At 47.5% G+C, this 20,872-nt stretch carries 14 protein-coding genes and 2 tRNA genes; 13 read left to right on the plus strand and 3 right to left on the minus strand.

What is annotated here, in order from left to right:
• Positions 1-872 precede the first annotated feature (872 nt).
• The 11 genes from PHQ97_00560 to cbiR all read left to right on the plus strand — a co-directional run bounded on the left by PHQ97_00560 (position 873) and on the right by cbiR (position 12,282).
• Positions 873-2,759: a LysM peptidoglycan-binding domain-containing protein gene (locus tag PHQ97_00560; GenBank protein MDD4391227.1), complete on the plus strand. Its 1,887-nt coding sequence runs from the start codon at positions 873-875 to the stop codon at positions 2,757-2,759.
• A gap of 15 nt (positions 2,760-2,774) precedes the next feature.
• Positions 2,775-2,850 (plus strand) — tRNA-Arg (locus PHQ97_00565).
• Between the two features lie 270 nt (positions 2,851-3,120).
• Positions 3,121-4,203 carry a nicotinate-nucleotide--dimethylbenzimidazole phosphoribosyltransferase gene (gene cobT, locus PHQ97_00570; protein MDD4391228.1) on the plus strand — a complete coding sequence of 361 codons (1,083 nt, stop codon included), beginning with the start codon at positions 3,121-3,123 and terminating at the stop codon, positions 4,201-4,203.
• A gap of 278 nt (positions 4,204-4,481) precedes the next feature.
• Positions 4,482-5,723 carry a U32 family peptidase gene (locus tag PHQ97_00575; GenBank protein ID MDD4391229.1) on the plus strand — a complete coding sequence of 414 codons (1,242 nt, stop codon included), beginning with the start codon at positions 4,482-4,484 and terminating at the stop codon, positions 5,721-5,723.
• Between the two features lie 72 nt (positions 5,724-5,795).
• A complete protein-coding gene (locus PHQ97_00580; GenBank protein ID MDD4391230.1) occupies positions 5,796-6,311 on the plus strand; it encodes a cob(I)yrinic acid a,c-diamide adenosyltransferase in 516 nt (171 codons plus the stop codon).
• A complete protein-coding gene (locus tag PHQ97_00585; protein ID MDD4391231.1) occupies positions 6,295-7,827 on the plus strand; it encodes a cobyric acid synthase in 1,533 nt (510 codons plus the stop codon). The genes PHQ97_00580 and PHQ97_00585 overlap by 17 nt, the downstream gene beginning before the upstream one ends.
• On the plus strand, positions 7,824-8,348 hold the full coding sequence (cobU, locus tag PHQ97_00590) for a bifunctional adenosylcobinamide kinase/adenosylcobinamide-phosphate guanylyltransferase (GenBank protein MDD4391232.1): 525 nt from the start codon (positions 7,824-7,826) through the stop codon (positions 8,346-8,348). Before PHQ97_00585 ends, cobU begins: the two co-directional genes overlap by 4 nt.
• 78 nt (positions 8,349-8,426) lie before the next feature.
• Positions 8,427-9,152, plus strand: a complete 726-nt coding sequence (cobS, locus tag PHQ97_00595; GenBank protein ID MDD4391233.1) for an adenosylcobinamide-GDP ribazoletransferase — start codon at positions 8,427-8,429, stop codon at positions 9,150-9,152.
• Positions 9,149-10,264: a pyridoxal phosphate-dependent class II aminotransferase gene (locus tag PHQ97_00600; GenBank protein MDD4391234.1), complete on the plus strand. Its 1,116-nt coding sequence runs from the start codon at positions 9,149-9,151 to the stop codon at positions 10,262-10,264. The genes cobS and PHQ97_00600 overlap by 4 nt, the downstream gene beginning before the upstream one ends.
• Before the next feature lie 36 nt (positions 10,265-10,300).
• Positions 10,301-11,263, plus strand: coding sequence for an adenosylcobinamide-phosphate synthase CbiB (gene cbiB, locus PHQ97_00605; protein MDD4391235.1), 963 nt, complete (start codon positions 10,301-10,303; stop codon positions 11,261-11,263).
• 173 nt (positions 11,264-11,436) lie between these two features.
• Positions 11,437-12,282 (plus strand): cobamide remodeling phosphodiesterase CbiR, encoded by an 846-nt coding sequence (cbiR, locus tag PHQ97_00610; GenBank protein MDD4391236.1) that lies wholly within the window; start codon positions 11,437-11,439, stop codon positions 12,280-12,282.
• A gap of 176 nt (positions 12,283-12,458) precedes the next feature.
• Here the strand turns inward: cbiR and nifJ are convergent, their stop codons facing one another.
• The 3 genes from nifJ to PHQ97_00625 all read right to left on the minus strand — a co-directional run bounded on the left by nifJ (position 12,459) and on the right by PHQ97_00625 (position 18,620).
• Complete coding sequence (gene nifJ, locus PHQ97_00615) at positions 12,459-15,959, minus strand: pyruvate:ferredoxin (flavodoxin) oxidoreductase (protein ID MDD4391237.1); 3,501 nt, start codon at positions 15,957-15,959, stop codon at positions 12,459-12,461.
• A 205-nt stretch (positions 15,960-16,164) separates the two neighbouring features.
• Positions 16,165-17,772, minus strand: a complete 1,608-nt coding sequence (locus PHQ97_00620) for a fumarate hydratase (protein MDD4391238.1) — start codon at positions 17,770-17,772, stop codon at positions 16,165-16,167.
• A gap of 775 nt (positions 17,773-18,547) precedes the next feature.
• A tRNA-Glu gene (locus tag PHQ97_00625) sits at positions 18,548-18,620 on the minus strand.
• A 138-nt stretch (positions 18,621-18,758) separates the two neighbouring features.
• Here PHQ97_00625 and PHQ97_00630 point away from each other — a divergent pair.
• Complete coding sequence (locus PHQ97_00630) at positions 18,759-19,922, plus strand: site-specific integrase (protein ID MDD4391239.1); 1,164 nt, start codon at positions 18,759-18,761, stop codon at positions 19,920-19,922.
• Positions 19,923-20,031: 109 nt separating this feature from the next.
• On the plus strand, positions 20,032-20,784 hold the full coding sequence (locus PHQ97_00635; GenBank protein ID MDD4391240.1) for a hypothetical protein: 753 nt from the start codon (positions 20,032-20,034) through the stop codon (positions 20,782-20,784).
• Positions 20,785-20,872 lie beyond the last annotated feature (88 nt).

Here is a 20,872-nt window from a genome sequence, read left to right on the forward strand (position 1 = left end):
TTGTTCTAAAATGAATCATCTGCATTCATTCGTTTTATTTAACGACCTGCGGCTTATACACGATTTTTTTTAAAAGTTCAACCTTAATATATTCTATTTTTTCATCCGCAAACAAGTTTTTTTTCAATCTGCAGACCATGTCGATCCATTTAAATACACGTTGACCCCTTTTAGAACCTTCATCCAGCTTTTGGGGCTTGATCATAACTGCCGGTCATATTTTGCCGTGCGCAGGCTCGGAGTCCCGCCCGTTGCCGGCGTACGACAGGGTGGCCGCAGTTATGATCAGGCCCAACTTTTTTCATTGTTTTGTATACACTGTCGGCTCATCGACGGACACTCGATCGATCTTATCGACAAAAGATTTAATTTTATGCTATATGTTTTTATATGCTTATTTAATTGTATGCTTAGCCACCCGAACGCGGCTGCAACCGCGACATACCCGGTTATATAATATATTATTCAATAATTTCTAATCGTCATATTTTCTAAGGCTTATCTCTGATAATTTATCAGTACCACTGATAAGCATAAACATTTGCCTGTTGCCCGTGAATTTTATTTTCAAGTGATGGTCATTGACGGCCGTTTCGTATCCAAAAATTAAATTTTCAAGTCTGTGCCCGACTGTAAAATGACCAATAAATCGAGGTATTGCACGAATTGTTGCTCAGGTACACCGTGCAAACCATTTTAAGAATTGACACAGAAGTTGGGGAAAAAGTCAATTTATGGATAAAAATAAACTAATGATAAGGTCTTGACAAGATTCAAGACATCTGTTTAGTGTCACAGACAAAATATGGTTTTAACTAAATGAGATCTCACCAACCCACTACAGGTAAGGAACCGTTTTGCATAAAAAATTCATGATATTCATAGCTACAGCCTTTATTCTGATATATCTTTGCAGCGCATGCGCAAAACAATCCCACCGACCGACGGTAAATGGCAATGCCCAGGCACAGCCAAAAAATCAGATCGACGAGACAATTTCAGACGAGACAGTTTCAATTGATTCGACCACGGCATTCTGCCTTGCGACAAACGCAGCAGCACCAGATAAGGCTCAACGCATCCCTGCCGATTCAGATTCATCAGACCAGACAGTATCTGCAGGTACTCAGCCCTCATTCAATGATCAGGAAAAGGACTCAGACGGCTATGCAACCGAGGAAAACCCCTTCGAAAAATTCATTCAGCCCAAATTGGATGAGTCACTGGACTACTGCAAAGAATCACAACATTACTGGCAAAAAGGTGATTTTGACAATGCGATAGAGTCACTGGATCAAGCCTATTCCTTAATTTTAGACGCCGATACAAATGATGATCCAAAGCTGTTTCAACAAAAAGAAGATCTTCGTTTCATGATTTCAAAACGCATTCTTGAAATCTATGCGTCACGAAATATCGTCGTAACCGGAAATCACAATGCCATCCCACTGGTTTTAAATAAACACATACAAAATGAAATCGATTGTTTTACCCATCAGGAGAAAAACTTTTTCATTCAGTCCTATAAACGTGCCGGTCAATTCCGCCCCTCGGTTCTCGCAGCGCTCAAAGAAGCCGGATTACCGGAAGAATTGTCATGGCTGCCACTGATTGAAAGTGGATTTAAAGTAACCGCCCTGTCCAAAGCCAGAGCACTTGGACTATGGCAGTTTATCCCCTCAACCGGTTACAAATTCGGACTGACGCGGGATATGTTCACTGATGAACGGCTGGATCCGGTCAAATCAACCCATGCGGCAATTGCATATTTAAAAGAGCTGCATAACATGTTCGGGGACTGGACGACGGTGCTGGCCGCCTATAACTGCGGCGAAGGTCGGGTACTCAAATTGATACGGAATCAAAATATCAACTATCTGGATAATTTCTGGGATCTTTATGAAAAACTGCCGCAGGAAACGGCCAGATATGTTCCAAGATTTCTTGCAACCCTCCATATCATCAAAAACCTCGAAAAGTATGGATTCAGCGATATAGAGTCGGACGATCCCTTAGAATATGATACCATAACCGTCGCAAAGCAGATGCGCTTGAAAGATATTGCAGCTCATATTCAAGAACCCGAAAAACTGCTCGTTCAACTAAATCCGGAACTTCGATATAAAATTCTTCCACAAGAAACTTACACGTTAAAAGTCCCCAAAGGCAAAGCGGAAATCATACTTTCCGAGATTGACAATATTTCCATATCATCTCCCCCTGAAAAAGAGTTTGTGCACCATCGTGTTAAACACGGCGAGACGCTGTCTTCAATTGCCGGTCGATATCATACCAGTGTCAGAAAAATCATGCGTGTCAACCATCTTAAAAAAAGCAACCATATTGTTGCAGGGAAAAAACTTAAAATTCCTTTCAAAGGCACGATGGTATCTGAGCTGAACGCACCTTCCGATCGGAACAAGGCAATAAAATCTTCCATTCCTTCGACTCATGTGGTGAAAAGAGGGGATTCTCTCTGGATTATTGCCAAACGATATGCTACTACAACACAAAAAATTCAACACCTCAATAAATTGAACACAACCCGGCTTTATATCGGTCAGGTTTTAAATATTCCCGGATCAGCTGATCAAAAAACGGCCGATAAAGGCAACCTTAAAACTTATTGTGTTAAAAACGGTGACAACCCTTTTGGCATATGCCAATACAATAACATGTCACTGGAACGTTTTTTGCGTATTAACAATCTGACTTCAAACAGTAAGATTTATCCGGGACAGACCGTTTTTGTTGATTAAAAGCTGACAATATCCGCCCCCGTAGCTCAGTGGATAGAGCAATGGATTCCTAATCCATGTGCCGCAGGTCCGATTCCTGCCGGGGGCACCACAATTTTAAAATGGTGCCATCAAGGGCTTAAAAGGGAATTCCGTGTAAACCGGAAGCGGTCCCGCCGCTGTAATCGGGGACGAACGCTGCATCAGGCCACTGCATGGTCTCAACCTTGCGGGAAGGCGCAGTCAGTAGATTGATCCGATAGCCAGAAGACCTGCCATAGACAACCGCTACTTGTGGAAATGGTAAATCCCCAAGCGTATATACGCTTGGGGATTTTTTTATATTTAAGGTCTGTATTTCCAAAAAAAAGGAGGACATACGATGGACAGATCCATTATTGAATTGGAAGACATCATTATCGGGATCAAACCGGTAGACGGGCAATGGATTGAAAAAGCCAGGACGCGAACATCCCGACTGGTGATGCCCACACGTGCACTGGGACGGCTTCACGATATATCCGAACGGATGTGCGGAATCTCCCGGACCCTTCAGCCGTCGGTCCGGAACAAAGCCGTCCTGATCATGGCGGCAGACCACGGAATCGTTGATGAAGGCGTCAGCGCCTATCCGCAGGAAGTCACAGGGGAAATGATAAAAACCTTCCTGAAAGACGGGGCAGGCATCAACGTCATTTCATCGTATGTCGGGGTTCAGGTCCAGGTGGTTGATGTCGGCATCATCCCTGAACTTGATCCGAATTCCCTTTCCGGTGGAGAAAAGCTCCATATTGAAAAAATCAGAAAAGGAACCTCGAATTTTGCCAAGGGCCCGGCCATGAACCTCCATGACGCGCGGCAGTCTCTGATGACCGGCTTTACACATGCCTCCCGTCTTTTTAAAAACGGGACAGACATTATCGGCACCGGAGATATGGGAATCGGAAACACAACCCCGTCTGCCGCAATCGGATCCGTCATTACCGGAAAGCGTCTGGATGAAATGGTGGGACCGGGTACCGGGCTCGATGACAAGGGAATCATCAAAAAAAAGAACGCTATTTTACGCGGGATTGAGCTGAATCAGCCGGACCCTGAAAACGGACTCGATATTCTGGCCAAAATCGGCGGTTTTGAAATCGGGGCCATTGCCGGGACCATCCTTGCAGCAGCCTTCCATCAAAAACCTGTGGTAGTAGACGGCCTGATTTCAACCGCCGGCGCCCTTATCGCCCACTGCCTCTGTCCGGCTTCCGCAGGCTATATGTTCGCCGGGCACTGTTCGGAAGAACCCGGTCACAAGGCAATGCTGGCCTGGCTGGGGCTTGATCCCATTCTGGATCTGGGCATGCGGCTGGGCGAAGGCAGCGGTGGCGCCCTTTCCATGACAATCATCGAAGCGGCGATCCGGGTCCTTTGTGACATGATGACATTTGACGAAGCGAGCGTAAGCAATAAGGAATAGCAATCAGAGGGCGGAGGGCAAAATCACCTCTCTTTTTTAAATCAATGACAAAGGCCCGGTGAAAAGCAAGCGGCAGACTACCCTTTTCAGCTTTACGGATTCAGCTTTTTTTAATTTCTATTTTATTTTTGCCCCTGATCTGTTAGAAAAAAAGTTCAATCCCTGTTAAATTTGCAAAAAGGCCCTGTTCGAGCATTTTTTAATGTTTAAATAGATACGATCTGTTGGATAGCCAAGGACATAGAGGAGTCAGCGGGCCAGTGCCCTCAACATTGCTAATGAGTCATACACCGAAAAAAGTCGAGCTTCTGGCGCCGGCCGGAAATCTGGAAAAGCTTGAAATTGCCGTTCATTATGGGGCAGATGCCATTTACCTTTCCGGAAAAGAATTCAGTCTGAGAAGCTATTCAGGCAATTTTTCCCGGGATGAAATCAGACAGGCGGTCTCCCTGGCTCACGACCACGACGTCCGGGTTTATGTGGCCTGTAACGTCTACTCAAGAAATAACGAACAAGACGCCATCACTGACTATCTTCACGCACTCAGAGACATCAGCCCCGATGCGGTCATCATTTCGGACCCCGGCATCCTGATGGAAGCCTTTAAAATCATGTCCGGCATCCCGGTTCACCTGAGTACCCAAGCCAATACCACCAATTACCGGACAGCGCTGTTCTGGAAGCAGCTCGGAGTCTCGCGGGTCAACGTTGCCAGAGAACTGACCCTGAAAGAAATCCGTGAAATCGCTGACCGGAGTGCCATGGAAGTTGAGGCATTTGTCCATGGCGCCATGTGCATTTCCTATTCCGGCCGTTGTCTTCTGAGCAGTTTCATGGCAAAACGTGACAGCAACCGCGGTCTGTGCTGTCATCCATGCCGCTGGAACTACGCCGTAGTCGAGGCCCTGCGTCCCGGCGAATATATGCCGATCACAGAGGATGACCGCGGCAGTTATATCTTTAATTCAAAAGATCTTTGCATGATCGACCACATTCCCGAACTGATAGCTGCCGGCATCCATTCGTTCAAAATTGAAGGCCGCATGAAGGGAATCAATTATCTGGCATCGGTCGTAAAGGTTTACCGCGAAGCCATAGATGCCTGGTACCGCAGTCCATCCCGCTATCAGGTTCAGCCCTACTGGCGAGAGGAACTTTTAAAAATAAATAACCGGCACTACTGCACCGGATTTTATTTTGGAGACCCGGACCAGATAATGCCCAATTATGATCTTGGCCAGTCAGCATCGCCATATATATTCTGCGGCAAAATAACCGGGGCCACCTGTGACGGTCTGACCCCCGTTGAGGTAAGAAACAAGATTTTCAACGGCGACCCCATAGAAATTCTTGAGACTTCCGGTCCGGCAAAAACTGACAAAATCATTGATATATACGATAACGATGGGCTATCTGTTCCGTTTGCACAACCGGGCAGCCGGGTTTTTCTTAAATTGGGGAAAAATTACAGGCCAAGTGATCTGATCCGAAAACTGACACAGCAGACTGAACCGGCATAATCCGACGGTGTTGCCATTTGACACCTCCTGAACAACCTTTAATGCAACTTACAGACCTGAGGAGGAAAGATTATGAAAGGTTATGTGCAGATCTATACGGGTAACGGCAAGGGGAAAACAACCGCATCTCTGGGACTGTCCATACGGGCGGCCGGCGCCGGACTCAAGGTCTATATCGCTCAGTTCCTCAAAATGGGCGACTACAGCGAAATCAAGGCGCTTCAACGTTTTTCGGACCTTATCACCATAGAGCAGTTCGGCTTGGGCGAATTTATCAAAGGCAAACCCTCACCGAAAGAAATCAAATCCGCCCTTGCCGGCCTTGAAAAAATCAAATCGATCATTGCCGCCGACGAGCATGATGTGGTGATCATGGAAGAAGGAAATGTGGCGGTCATGTGCGGTTTGTTTCCCGTCGAAGAGCTGCTGAACATCATTGACGCAAAGCCGGAACATATGGAGCTTGTCATCACCGGGCGGGGCGCGGATCCAAAGGTAATCGAAAAAGCAGACCTGGTAACCGAAATGAAAGAGATCAAGCACTATTACCAGAAAGGGGTCCAGGCCAGAGTTGGAATCGAAAAATAATCCATCTGCCAAAGCGCCTTGCATCGCCGTATTCGGAACCGGTTCCGATGTGGGCAAAAGCATTGTCGTAACCGCTTTGTGCCGGCTTTTTGTCAACAATGGCATGCGCGTTGCGCCGTTCAAGGCCCAGAACATGTCCAATAATTCCGGGGTAACGCCTGAAGGACTTGAGATGGGCCGGGCCCAGATCGTCCAGGCCGAAGCGGCCCGGATTGCCCCTCACGTGGACATGAATCCAATTCTGCTCAAGCCCACCAGCGATGTGGGCGCACAGGTGATCCTGATGGGCCAGGCCCTCAACAACCGTACCGCCAGAGAGTATCACCAATACAAGACGCATCTGATTAATGCTGCCTGCGATGCGCTGGATCGGCTTCGCCGCCAGTATGACATGGTCATTCTGGAAGGTGCCGGCTCGTGTGCCGAAGTCAACCTGATGTCCCATGACATCGTAAATTTTAAAATGGCTGAATATGCCGAAGCGCCGGTAATTCTGGTGGGAGACATCCACCGGGGCGGAATTTTCGCCCAGCTCATCGGCACCCTGGCGTGCCTTCCGGAGCATTGCCGGGATCGGATAAAAGGCTTTATTATTAACCGGTTCCGGGGTGATCTCACCCTGTTTGAAGACGGCACCCGCTGGATCGAACAGACATCGAAAAAGCCTGTTCTGGGAGTTTTGCCCTGGTACCGGCATATCACGATCGAGGCCGAGGATTCGGTTATTATTGAAAATCCTGAAAAAGTATCCCGCGCAGCGATCATCCGGCCGGCAATCGCCATTGTCCGCATCCCACATATATCTAATTTCACCGATTTTGATCCGCTTTTCAGCATCCCGGCTCTTCACGTTCATTTCATCGAGAAGGTACAGGAGCTTTCACTGTTTGACGCAGTCATCCTGCCCGGGTCAAAAAATACATGTCATGATCTCCGGTGGCTGCATCAAACCGGATGGGCATGTGAACTGAACGCTTATGCTGAACAAGGGGGCCATATTCTGGGAATATGCGGCGGATATCAAATGATGGGCAGCAACGTAATTGACCCCGAAGGACTCGAAGGCTCTCCGGGGACAACCCGGGGGCTCGCGCTGCTTCCAATTGAAACCATCCTGAAAGCACCCAAGACCACTACCCTCTCCCGATTTTCATGGGACGGGTTTGAGGGCACCGGATATGAAATTCACATGGGACAAACCCAGCGATTTGACGGCCGCGTCATGTTTCAGGTGAAGGAGCGGAACGGAGCTTCCGTCTTGATGGAAGACGGCTGTATTTCTCCGAATGAAAACATCATGGGCACCTACATGCACGGGCTGTTTGATTCTCCGGATATTACCCGGCAATGGCTGACCCGAATCGGTCTGTCAGATGTTCCGGTATCGGCCGCTTATGGCCCTGCAGCCAGGGATACCCAGTACGATCTTCTTGCCGCACATTTTAAAACGCACATTGACACCCGGCGCATCATGAATGAACTGACTCACGGCTATCACAACGGAGAAGCGCAGTGAAAGACATTATTTTTGTAATCGGCGGATGTCGCAGCGGCAAAAGCCGCCATGCACTGGAACTGGCCGAACAGATTTCGGCAGATCAGCGTTGCTATGTGGCCACATGCGTCCCTCATGATGATGAAATGAAACAGCGTGTCACCCGCCATCAGCAGGAAAGAAGCAACAGCTGGATTACTGTGGAGGAACCGGTCAGACTGCCCGAGATCATCGGCACCCATGGCCATCCGGGGAATCTTCTGCTAATCGACTGCCTGACCCTGTGGATCAGCAACCTGATGATGGAAACCCGCGACCTGGATGAGATCATGATCCGCATCGACCGCCTCACCAAAGCACTGGATCAGGCCCGGTGCCCGGTCATTCTGGTGTCCAATGAAGTCGGCGCCGGAATAGTGCCTGAAAACCCGCTGGCACGACTGTTCCGGGATGCCGCAGGCTTTACCAACCAGAAAGTGGCCGCCTGCGCCGACAGGGTCATCTGGACCGTTGCCGGAATTCCGGTGAAGATAAAGGGATAGGGGACGAAGGACTGAGGACTGAGGACTGAAGGCAGATGACTCACGACTCACGACTCAAGACTCAAGAGACTGACTATTATGAACTCACTGATTTCCGCCATACAGTTTATCACGATACTGCCCATCGGCAAGCAGGTGCCGTTCAATCCCCGGGCCATGATTCCGTTTTTCCCGGTGGCAGGGATCATCCTTGGAATTGCCGTTACCGGTTTTGACCATATTGCATCTGCCTTCTGGCCCGCACCGGTCACTTCGCTCCTCGATGTCATTTTCCTGATTGTGCTGACCGGTGCATTTCACATGGATGGTCTGGGAGATACCGCAGACGGGCTGTATAATTATCGAAACCGGGAAAAGGCACTGGCGATCATGAAAGACAGCCGCATCGGAGTGATGGGGCTGGTCGCCATTGTCTGCGCGCTGCTGACCAAATGGGCCGGCATTTACAGTATTCAGGAGCACCGGTGGCTTCTGCTCCTGATCATACCGTCCTATGCCAGGGCCAGCATGATTTTCGGCATCCGGTTCCTGCCCTACGGCAGGCCCGAAGGCACCGGCCACGATTTTTTCAACACCCCCCTGCCGTTTTCCGCATTTTGGGCCTTGCTGATACCCGTATGCCTGTCATTGTTTCTGGGCTGGCAAGCACTGTGGCTCAATTTCCTGTTCATAGCCATCACGGGGCTGACCCTTCTCTATTACAAAAACCGTATGGACTGTATTACCGGCGACATGCTGGGGGCAATGTCGGAAATCACCGAATCCTTGCTTTTTCTACTGATTTCAGCGGGAGGAATATCATGATTAACGGCCACGGCGGAAATATTTACGCACTGGCAGCCTCGCTGGGCTGCGAGCCGTCAGACATTATCGATATGAGCAGCAATGTCAACCCCATAGGCCCTCCGCCCGGGCTGATTGACTGTCTCAAAGCGCATCTGGACACCATCACCGCCCTTCCCGAAGTTGACGCTGAAGGTGCGGTCGCCGCATTTGCGATCCGTCACGGAATCGATCCGGACCGGGTGCTTGCCGGAAATGGTACCACCCAGTTCATCTATACACTGCCCCGGGCGCTTTCTGCCCGAAAGGCGCTGATTCTCGGACCGACCTATGCGGACTATGCCGATGCCTGCCACCTGAATCAGGTGCCCTGCGACTTTATCCTTGCCGACGATAGTCGGGACCTGATTCACGATGCTGACGCGATCTCATCTTCGATCGGGGACGCTGATCTGGTATTTATCTGCAATCCCAACAACCCAACCGGCACGCTGATCCCCGCACCTGACCTTGAACAGCTTTGCCGGTCACACCCGGACACGCGCTTTGTCATTGATGAATCCTACCTGCCCTTTGTAAAAAAGCCTGAAATGCACTCAATGATTCATTCACCCTTTTCGAATGCGATCATTCTCAACTCCATGTCAAAAATATTCCGACTGCCGGGACTGAGAATCGGTTTTTTGATTGCCCGGCCTGAGATCATCAGCACGTTAGCCCCCTATGCACTCCCATGGAGCGCCAACAGCCTGGCTCAGGACGCCGTCAGATATCTGATGGCACAAACCGGATCCATCGATGCGTTTATCTGCAACACCCGGCAGCTGATCGAGGCCGAAAAGCAGATGTTTCTGGACACGTTTCAAAACGTATCCGGGATCCATTTTTTTCCAAGCGTCACCTCGTTTCTGCTGGCAAGGCTTTCCGGCAGTTTTACCGCAGAAGATGTCTGCACGGCGCTGGCCCGCCACAAACTGCTGATCCGAAACTGCTCCAATTTCAGGGGTCTGACAAACCGTTACATCCGGATTTCCATGAAAACACCGGAAATTAACCGCATGGCAGCGGAAAGGCTCATGGCCTTACTAAAGAGCAAGCAGCACACAGAAGGAAACAAAGCTGCTCACCAATAACAGATAACAATTAACACCCAACCAGGGAGAAGCGGTATGGATTATTATCATTTTTTGTATGTACTTCCGGCTGTGTTTGTTCTTGATCTTCTTCTGGGGGACCCTCCCGAATGGCCCCATCCGGTCAGATGGATGGGAAGAGCGATCAGTGCGGTTGAGCCGGATTTCAGGGGAATTCCGATCAAGCCCACCATCTCAGGAGGACTTTTTGCCCTGTTTCTGATTCTCTGCACCTGGGTGGCTACGTATCTCATCCTCAAGGTTGCGTATCTTATTCATCCGGTACTGAAAATAATGATCGAAATGGTGCTGATCTATTTTTGCATTTCAATCCGATCTTTAGAAAAGGCAGCCATGGTCGTGTCAGCCGCTCTCAGCCAGAACAAGCTGGACGATGCCAGGCAGAAAGTATCTCTGATTGTCGGCCGGGATGTCAAATCGCTTGATGAAAACGGTGTGGCAAGGGCTTCTGTTGAAACCGTTGCTGAAAATCTTGTCGACGGGATCATCTCTCCCCTCTTTTTTGCCGCCATTGGCGGGGCGCCGCTGGCAATGGCCTACAAGATGGTCAACACCCTGGATTCCATGGTCGGCTATAAAAATGAAACCTACCGGGAATTTGGAACCGTATCGGCCAGAATTGACGACATTCTGAACTATCTCCCGGCACGCCTTTCCGTTCCGCTAATTGCACTGGCCGCCCAGCTGATCAATCGCAAGGGCGCGGTCTCGTTTAAAACTGCATGGAAAGAAGGCGCAAACCATTCCAGTCCCAATTCCGGATATTCGGAGGCGGCATTTGCCGGCGCACTGGGCGTTAAACTCGGTGGCCCCAATTTTTATCATGGAATACTGGTTACCAAGCCGTTCATCGGAGAGGATTTTGGAGAAACCGGAACCGCCCATATCAAAAGGGCATGCGATCTGATGCTTCTGTCTTCCATATTCTGGGGAGCAGCCTTGTGGCTGATCATTGCCGGTGTTATATACTTTGCATAAATTATTCTTCAAAAAAACCATCGGCAGGAAACTTTCTGTACTGTCAAAAAGTTATGACAAGCTCAGATATAGCTGAAGGCGGAGGTGCCAAAGCTCAATATCAATAAATACGACAGACTTGATTTTTTAAACCGGCCAACAGCTTTATCTTATCAACTATAGCGGAGTATCATTTGAAAACCAGGTTGCCCTATCCGGCACTGTCCGAATCGTACAGGAATCTGTTCCCGTTCAGGCTGGCCACCACGTCATTTATTTATCCGGACACGTATGCCAATAATGTCAGAATGCTGGCCCCTTACGTGGATGAAATCGAATTGCTCATGTTTGAAAGCGCCGCGGCCAGTCTGCCATCGAAAAAAGACATCTCTGAGCTTTGCCTTCTTGCTGACGATTTTGATATCACCTTCAATGTCCACCTGCCCTATGATGTTCCACTGGATGATACTGATCCGACAAAGCGCGCTCATGCCGCTGATGCCATCCGCCACGTCATCGAACTGACCGCCCCGCTGTGGCCGAGCACCCTGACCCTTCATCTTCCATACAATGAGGCCGGCTGTGAATCCGGTCATATTAAGGCATGGCAGGAAAACATCTGTGAAGGGATGAATCATATACTGACATCAGGCATTGACAGCAGAAAGATTTCAATCGAAACCCTGGCGTATCCGTTTAAATGGGCAGAACCGGTCGTAAAAGAGCTGAACCTGTCCGTATGCCTTGACATCGGGCATCTGATGCGCTTCGGCTACAATGTAAATGACGCATTCAACCGGTATGCGGATATCACCACCATCATTCATCTCCACGGAATTGAAAACCGGCAGGATCACGTGGCGTTAAATAACCTGTCTGAAAACGAACTAAATTTAATATGGAATATATTAAACCGGTACAAGGGGATCATGTCCGTGGAGGTGTTTTCATTCAAACATCTGGAAACATCGTTGAAACTCCTGAAAAAAGAACTGGCCCTGCCTCACGTCACACATACACAAGACCTGCAAGAACCTTGAAGGTATTTTTATATTCGTTATTATAGACCCTCTGCCCCAGAAATATTTCTCTGCCTTTAATTTGAGCCCGGATTCTCATCAGATAATTTTTCATATTAAAAAGGCCGTCTGCAGCTGCAGACGGCCTTTTTTAATCAATCATCGCACATAAAGACAAATAAGGGCTCAGAACTGCCTTACTCAGCCTTTACTTTCAACGCCTGATAGCGATTCATATATTCTGTCTCAATGCGTGCCCGCAATTTCTTGGATTCTTCTGGGAAGAGTTTTTCCAGAGAGGCGTAACGCACTTCGCCAGAGAGGAATTCCTGAAGAGTACCATCGGGTTCTTTTGAATCCAGAATAAACGGATTTTTTCCTTCTTTCTTCAGATCGGGATTGAATCTGTACAACGGCCAGTAACCAGACTCAACTGCCAGTTTGGCTTCCAACTGACTCTTGCCCATTCCCTTCTTGATGCCATGGTTGATACACGGTGCATAGGCCATAACAAGTGAAGGCCCATCATAGGCTTCCGCTTCCTTGAAAGCCTTGACCAGCTGCTGTTTATTGGCGCCCATGGAAACGCTGGCCACATAGACATAGCCGTAGGTCATCATCATGCCGCCCAGATCCTTCTTGGTGACTTTTTTACCGGATGCAGCAAACTTGGCAATCGATCCGGTCGGCGTGGCTTTGGAGGACTGGCCACCGGTATTGGAATATACCTCAGTGTCGTACACGAGGACATTGACATCCTCACCGGATGCCATAACATGGTCAATACCGCCAAACGCGATATCATAAGCAGCACCGTCACCCAGAAATACCCAGTAGGATTTTTTGGTAAACAGCATTTTAAAACTCAAAATTTCCTGCAGCAGGGCATTGCCCGGATATTTCGGCAGAAGGGCTTTGAGCTCATCACCATATTTTTTGGAACCGATCGCATCCTTGAAATTATCCAGCAGTCCCTGAAGTGCGCCCCTGACTTCCGCATCAATATCGGTAGCCAAGGCCTGCTCGGCCAGATCCGCCAGTTTGGCTCTCTGCTGGACATGCCCTAAAAACATACCATAAGTGAATTCTCCGGAATCTTCAAACAGGGAGTTGGCCCATGCAGGACCGAAACCTTCCTTGTTGGTGCAGTACGGAATCGGAGGTGAGCCACCCCATATGGACGTACACCCTGTGGAGTTTCCAACTACCATCCGCTCACCGCACATCTGGGTCAGCAATTTGGTGTAAGGCGTTTCCCCGCATCCGGCACAGGCACCAGAAAACTCAAGAAGCGGCTGATAGAACTGGCTGCCCTTCACGGTGCCCCGATCCATCAGATTGTCACGCACCGGCAGAGTTTCAAAGTAGTTCCAGTTGGGTACCTGTGCTTCAGTCTGCGTGGCCAGCGGCTTCATCTCCAGCGCGGAGGTCTTTGCCGGACAGATATTTGCACAGCTTCCGCAACCCATGCAGTCAAGCGCATCGACCTGCATACGGAAATTATAGCCTTTAAGCTCTTTACCGATGGCCTTAATGGTCTTAAATTCGGCCGGAGCCGCAGCCACTTCCTCGTCAGTCAGCAGTGCCGGTCGGATGGCCGCATGCGGACAGACCATGGCGCACTGATTACACTGGATACAATTTTCCTGAATCCATTCGGGAATCAAGATGGCCACACCGCGTTTTTCATATTTTGAACATGCAACTGGGAAAATACCATCTTTGGAGAATACGCTGACGGGCAGCTCATCACCCTTCTGAATCTGCATTTGATAAAGAACGTTTTTAACAAAATCAGGCTGATCTTTCTCAGGGGCCGGTACAATTTCTGCATCCGCCCAGGATTCGGGATAGTTAATCTCAGCAACGCCTGTCAAAGCCTTATCCACACCGTCGGTATTCATTTTGACGATCTTGTCGCCCTTCTTACCGTAAGCCTTCTGGATAGATTTCTTCAGCAGGACAATGGCCTCGTCAACCGGAATTACTTTGGCCAGCTTGAAGAACGCTGTCTGCATAATCATGTTGATTCGACCGCCCAAGCCTACCTCTGCTGCAATTTTAACCGCATCGATGGTATAGAACTTGATTTTCTTTCTGGCAATAGCGCGACGCATTTCAGCCGGAAGTTCGGTTTCCATCTGCTCAACGCTCCACGGGCAGTTCAGTACGAATGTACCGCCATTGATCACGTCACCGACCATATCGTAGATATTGACATAGGCCGGATTATGACAAGCAACGTAATCCGCGTTGGCAATCAGATACGGGGACTGAATTGCTGTTTTACCGAACCGAAGATGAGAGATGGTAACCCCGCCGGATTTTTTCGAATCATATGCGAAATAGGCCTGCGCAAACATATCGGTGTTATCACCAATGATTTTAATAGCTTCCTTGTTGGCGCCAACGGTTCCATCTGCGCCAAGGCCCCAGAATTTACAACGGACAGTTCCTTCTGGAGCCGAAACATAACCTTTCGGCACATCAAGAGAGGTGTTGGTCAAATCATCAATAATACCAACCGTGAAATGATTTTTCGGCTTCACGGATTTCATATTTTCAATTACGGCCTTGACCTGCCCCGGTTGGAAGTCCTTGGATCCGAGGCCGTAACGTCCGCCCACAAGAGTCGGGTACTTTCCGGCTTCGAAGAAAGCCGTACTCACGTCTTGATACAGAGGATCTCCTAGAGCGCCTTTTTCTTTAACCCGGTCAAGAATGGTAATGGTCTTGGCTGTGGACGGAATGGCTTCGAACATATATTCCGGAACAAACGGACGATACAGACGAACCTTGACCAGACCGATCTTTTCTCCCCGTGCCACTTCATTTTTGATGACTTCTTCAATAGTATCAGTTGACGATCCCATGGCCATGATGACTTTATCTGCCTCAGGATGCCCCGCATACTGAAATGGCTTATATTCACGCCCGGTCAGTTCGCTGACTTTTCTCATGTTTTCGCGGACAATGGCGGGCACTTTATCATAATACGGATTACCGGTTTCCATCCCCTGGAAATAAATATCCGGATTCTGAGCCGTGCCTCTGAGATCCGGCTTTTCCGGATTCTGCTGCCGGGCTCTGAATTCGGCGACCTTGGCCCAATTGAGTAATTCGCTCATTTCCGCATAATCAATCAATTCAATTTTCTGAATTTCATGGGATGTACGAAATCCATCAAAAAAATGAATAAACGGCAAACTGGACTCGATCGCAGACAAATGCATAACCGTGCCAAGGTCCATTACTTCCTGGACTGAACCGGATGCGATCTGACAAAAACCTGTCGGCCTTGCCGCCATAACGTCTGTATGGTCGCCAAAAATATTCAGCGCATGTCCTGCAACCGAACGTGCTGAGATATGAAACGTTGCGGGCAGAAGTTCGCCGGACATTTTATACATATTCGGTATCATTAAGAGAAGGCCTTGAGACGCCGTAAATGTCGAGGTCAAAGCACCCGCTGCCAGTGATCCGTGAACCGCAGCCGCCGCACCTGCTTCAGATTCAAGCTGTCGAACCAGAACTTCCTGTCCAAACACGTTTTTCAGTCCGTTTGCTGCCCATTCATCCTGCAATTCCGCCATCACTGAAGAAGGGGTAATCGGATAAATGGCTGCCACATCGCTGAACGCATATGCTACATATGCCGCAGCGGTGTTTCCATCCATTGTCTTAAATTTTTTTGCCATCGAACTGCTCCTTTATTGTTAGGTCTTAAAGTTCATCGCCTCAAACACATATGATTTGCGGCAAACTAATGATAAACGCCAACAAAAATTAATTTCTGATAATTCTGTTTGTATCAGTATCAGTTAAATTTTATTTCCTTAGCGTTTTTCAAGAATAACTATAACCTATTGATTTGATAATTCTCAACGGCTTCCAGCTCCGGTATCACAGCAGATTTTCAAAAAAGTCATTTCCTTTGTCATCGACGAGAATGAATACCGGAAAATCTTTAACCGTAATTTCGTAAATGGCTTCCATTCCCAGTTCAGGATATTCAAGCACTTTGACATCGGTAATGCATTCTTTCCCCAACCGAGCGGCAGGTCCTCCGATGGAACCAAGATAGAATCCCCCGTATTTTTTGCAGGCATCGGTTACGACCTGTGATCGATTGCCCTTTGCGAGCATCACCATGGAGCCCCCTAAGGCTTGGAAAATAGGAACATAAGGATCCATCCGTGAAGCCGTGGTAGGTCCGAAAGATCCGGATGCGTAACCCGGCGGGGTCTTCGCTGGGCCGGCATAATAAATAATATGGTCTTTTAAATACTGAGGAAGATCTTCGCCCCTGTCCAATCTTTCTTTGAGCTTCGCGTGGGCGATATCCCGACCAACAATAATTTTACCAGTCAGGGACAAACGCGTTGCCACAGGATATTTCGTCAATATGGCGCGTATCTGATCCATTGGCTGATTCAAATCGATTTTCACCGCATCGTCTTCACTTGTTGTGGGCTCAGGAAGGTATTTGGCAGGGTCTCTTTCCAGCTTTTCCAGAAAAATACCGTCCTTGGTTATTTTAGCCTTAATATTTCGGTCCGCGCTGCAACTGACCCCCATTCCAATAGGACAGGAAGCACCATGCCTGGGCAACCGTACCACTCTGACATCATGGACAAAATACTTTCCTCCGAACTGAGCACCAATTCCAAGTTCCTGAGCTATTTTCAGAATCTTTTCTTCCAGTTCCAGATCTCTGAATGCTCGCCCGCCCTCATTTCCGGATGTGGGCAAACTGTCCAGATATTTTGTTGATGCGTACTTGACTATCTTCAGGTTTGTTTCAGCCGATGTTCCGCCAATAACAAATGCAAGATGATAAGGAGGACAAGCAGCGGTTCCCAACGTTTTCATTTTATCCCGTACGAATTTTTCTAACGTCTCAGGATTCAGGACTGCCTTTGTTTCCTGATAGAGATATGTTTTATTGGCCGAGCCACCGCCTTTAGCCACAAATAAAAATTTATACGCATCTCCTTTTACCGCATAAAGATCAATCTGAGCAGGCAGATTACATTTCGTATTGACTTCGTCATACATGTTCAGGGGAGCATTCTGGGAATATCTAAGATTACATTGGGTATAAGTATTGAAAACGCCTCTTGACAGTGCCTCTTCTTCATCAAACCCTGTCCATACCTGCTGCCCTTTTTTACCAGCGATAATAGCCGTACCGGTATCCTGACACATCGGAAACTCAAATTCAGCTGAAATTACTGCATTTTTAACCATATCAAGCGCGACAAATTTATCATTGTCTGAAGCTTCAGGATCATCCAGAATCTTTTTCAGTTGGACCATGTGAGCGGGTCTTAAAAGATGAGATACATCTCTGAATGCTTCCTCTGCGAGCATGGTAAGGCCTTCAGGCTCAATTTTTAATATTTCTTTACCCTCGAAGGTTGAGACTGAAATATAATCTTTTGTTAAAAGCCTGTACTCAGTAGTGTCCTCTGAAAGAGGAAACATCTCCTGATACGCAAATTCTACCATAGCAAGGTTCTCCTTTGTTGATTGGTTAACATCTCAAACCATCATCATAAAATATAATTACGGATATCCGAATGGCGCTGGAATATCCGCTATCTTTCTATTCTCCGACAGTAATATTTTGAACTTTTTATGCTGAATAAGTTCTGGTCAGAAAAATTTGTAAAAATACCCTCAATAGTCTAATTGACAAAAATCGTAAAGTTTTCGTGCAATATTAGAAATATTATCAGTATGTTTTACTAATTTTAGTTACCACCGGGATCGTTTAACATTTTTTATTTCATGATTTTTCACAAATTGCAAGTCATTTATTCAGAGCGGTAGATCATTGCATAAATATTTCTGTAATCACTTGAGTAGTTATTTTAATGTAAATTATACAAAATTCTGTTGAGTGCCGGAAACGAAATTGTCGGCCTGAATATCGTTTACCATCGGCAGCCAATTCGGCATCGATGATTCTTTTTCATAGCCATCCGAGCAACGAGCCGAGGCCATCCCCTGATGACCTGCCAGGAGAATCGTTCAGGCGTCAGAGATAAGAGACAGTGGGCATAACAATTCACGAGCACATCATTATTTCGATGAACGATGAACCGGTATTACTCATTTACGGATAACGGTCTGATAAGAAAAATATAGCGCAGACAGGTTGAATCAGCCAATAGTTTTACCCTGGCCTTATTAACGCTTGCGGGAAAAGCAGGGGAGGAGCGGCGCTTTTCTATAAAAACAAAAAAAGCCCGGCAATGCTGCCAGACTTTTTATTTTCTTTTGGTGGTCCCAGCGGGGGTCGAACCCGCGTTACCGGCGTGAGAGGCCGAAAAAATACTTTTACCTCTATTTATCTTTATAGCTGTAAAGCTATATAAATCAAGGACCTTAATCGTTTGTCGTTTATATTGGCTTATCAATATTTACCTTGATTTGTGGGGTAGGTGTGGGGTATAGTGTGGGGTAGAAAATCCAACCAAAGGAGGAACCCTATGCCAGCAGCCAAACGATTTAAGACAAAATATCCTGGAGTCTTCTATACTATCGGCAAATCTGCCAGCGGAAAACCAGAACGGATTTACAATATTCGGTATCGAAAGCATGGAAAAATGATCGAGGAGAAGGCAGGACGGCAGCTTCAAGATGCGATGACACCCGCAGTGGCGGCGAGAATCCGAGCAAATAGAATTGAAGGCGACCTATCAAATCGTGAAAAACGAGAAGCTGAAGACGCAAAGAAAGCGGCTGAAGCTGGGAAATGGACCTTGGACAAATTGGCGGCTGAATATTTCAACGGTAGGCCGGACGGCAAATCTAAAGTTACCGACCTCAACAGGTTCGAAAAATATCTAAAAGCAAAATTCGGCAATCAAGAGCCTTCTGAAATCATCCCTTTAGAGGTTGACAGGCTTCGAATCAGGTTACTCAAAACCAAGTCCCCTCAAACCGTCAAGCACGTTCTGAATTTACTGACCTGGATAGCCAACTTTGGATTCAAAAAAAACCTATGTGCCGGAATACCCTTTCATATCGAAAAACCAACAGTTGACAATCAAAAAACAGAAAATCTAACACAGGAGGAACTTTCAAAGCTTTTGCAAGTCCTTGATGAGCATGATGATATTCAAATCGCAAACCTTATGAAAATGGCTCTGTTTACCGGAATGCGGCGCGGCGAGCTATTCAAACTAAAATGGAAGGATGTTGACCTTAACAGAGGCTTCATAAAAATCGTTGAACCCAAAGGCGGGAAAAGCCAAACTGTGCCGTTAAGTGAAGATGCTAAGCGGATTTTAGAAAAGCATCCCCGAACGGAAAGCGCGTTTGTGTTTCCGAACAAACACGGGGAACAGCGGGTTAGCGTCAGTCACTCGGTCAATAAGATCAAAAAAGCGGCCGGACTTCCTAAGGATTTCCGACCCCTTCACGGCTTGCGGCACACTTTCGCTTCTATTCTGGCGGGTTCTGGCGAAGTTGACTTGTATAAAATCCAGCGGTTACTCACACATAAAGATCCGCGAATGACACAAAGGTATGCACACCTCAGAGATGAGTCCCTCAAGCAAGCGTCTAATGTGGCCGGGGATATCATCAGCCAGGCAGCAGCTAAAAAGGATGTTGAGCAGGTCGTTAACATAGAGGAACATCGAAAATAACACTTTTCAGGGGATAGGGTCCGGCTGATCACCGGAACCGACAAGACCGGATAACCTGGCCGGTTTTCCCCGGGGTCTAATACCAGGAGTGCCACAGGAGGCATAAAAAATGGCTACACGTTCTATCTCAAATAATTACCCCCTTCTAAACATAGAGGCACTGAGTGCTTGCGCCGAAAGGTGGGCGCGATATTACCAGTTTATTCAACGAATAACCATCCAGAGGACCTATTGCGTTTCCGAAGATATTCAATATGTAATAATTTTTGAAACACCGGAAATTGACGATAGCGACAGAGATTTGGCACCCTATTTTCATGATTTTCAAATGCAAGTGGCAGATCCCTTTGATGAATCATGCTTTCTCAGGGACTTGAAAACAGTTTACTCCGACGGCCAGGAGCATGCCGTTGCGGATGAGTGGTATTTTGACCGCATAGATATTGGAGAACAATGGAGTGCCGAGGTCGATGAGAATACCAAAATTATTCTTTATGAAAAATTAGATCCGCTTGATCTGCTGTTGAAAAGTATCCGTCCACAGGCTGATGAAATTTACCTCGGAATTAAAGAGCACGCGGGTATAGGCCTGAAGGCAGGAGGCGAACCGCAAATTAAGGAGAAGAGAAAGGAAGCCGCACTCGATATTTACAGAAAGGACAAGTCGCGGTTCCCGGATGTGCGGGAGAGCTTTCTATCAGAATTGGACCTTTACGACTTTGGAGACAAGCCACATGAGGAGTTCATCGGCACGCTGCTAATGAAAATAGTGACGACAAGAGGCTTTTCGGAAGCAAAAAACAAACGCGATCTTTTCAAGAGATCAAAGAAATGGAAGCCAGGTTCCGTGCCAAAAAAGTGAACCTGTTAAATATTCATTAATTCAAGCATGTTATATATTTAGCAAGTTCACCTCGTGAGCTGTTAAAATTTCTTTACCTATGAGACCC

This window comes from Desulfobacterales bacterium, assembly GCA_028704555.1.
Classification (GTDB): domain Bacteria; phylum Desulfobacterota; class Desulfobacteria; order Desulfobacterales; family JAQWFD01; genus JAQWFD01.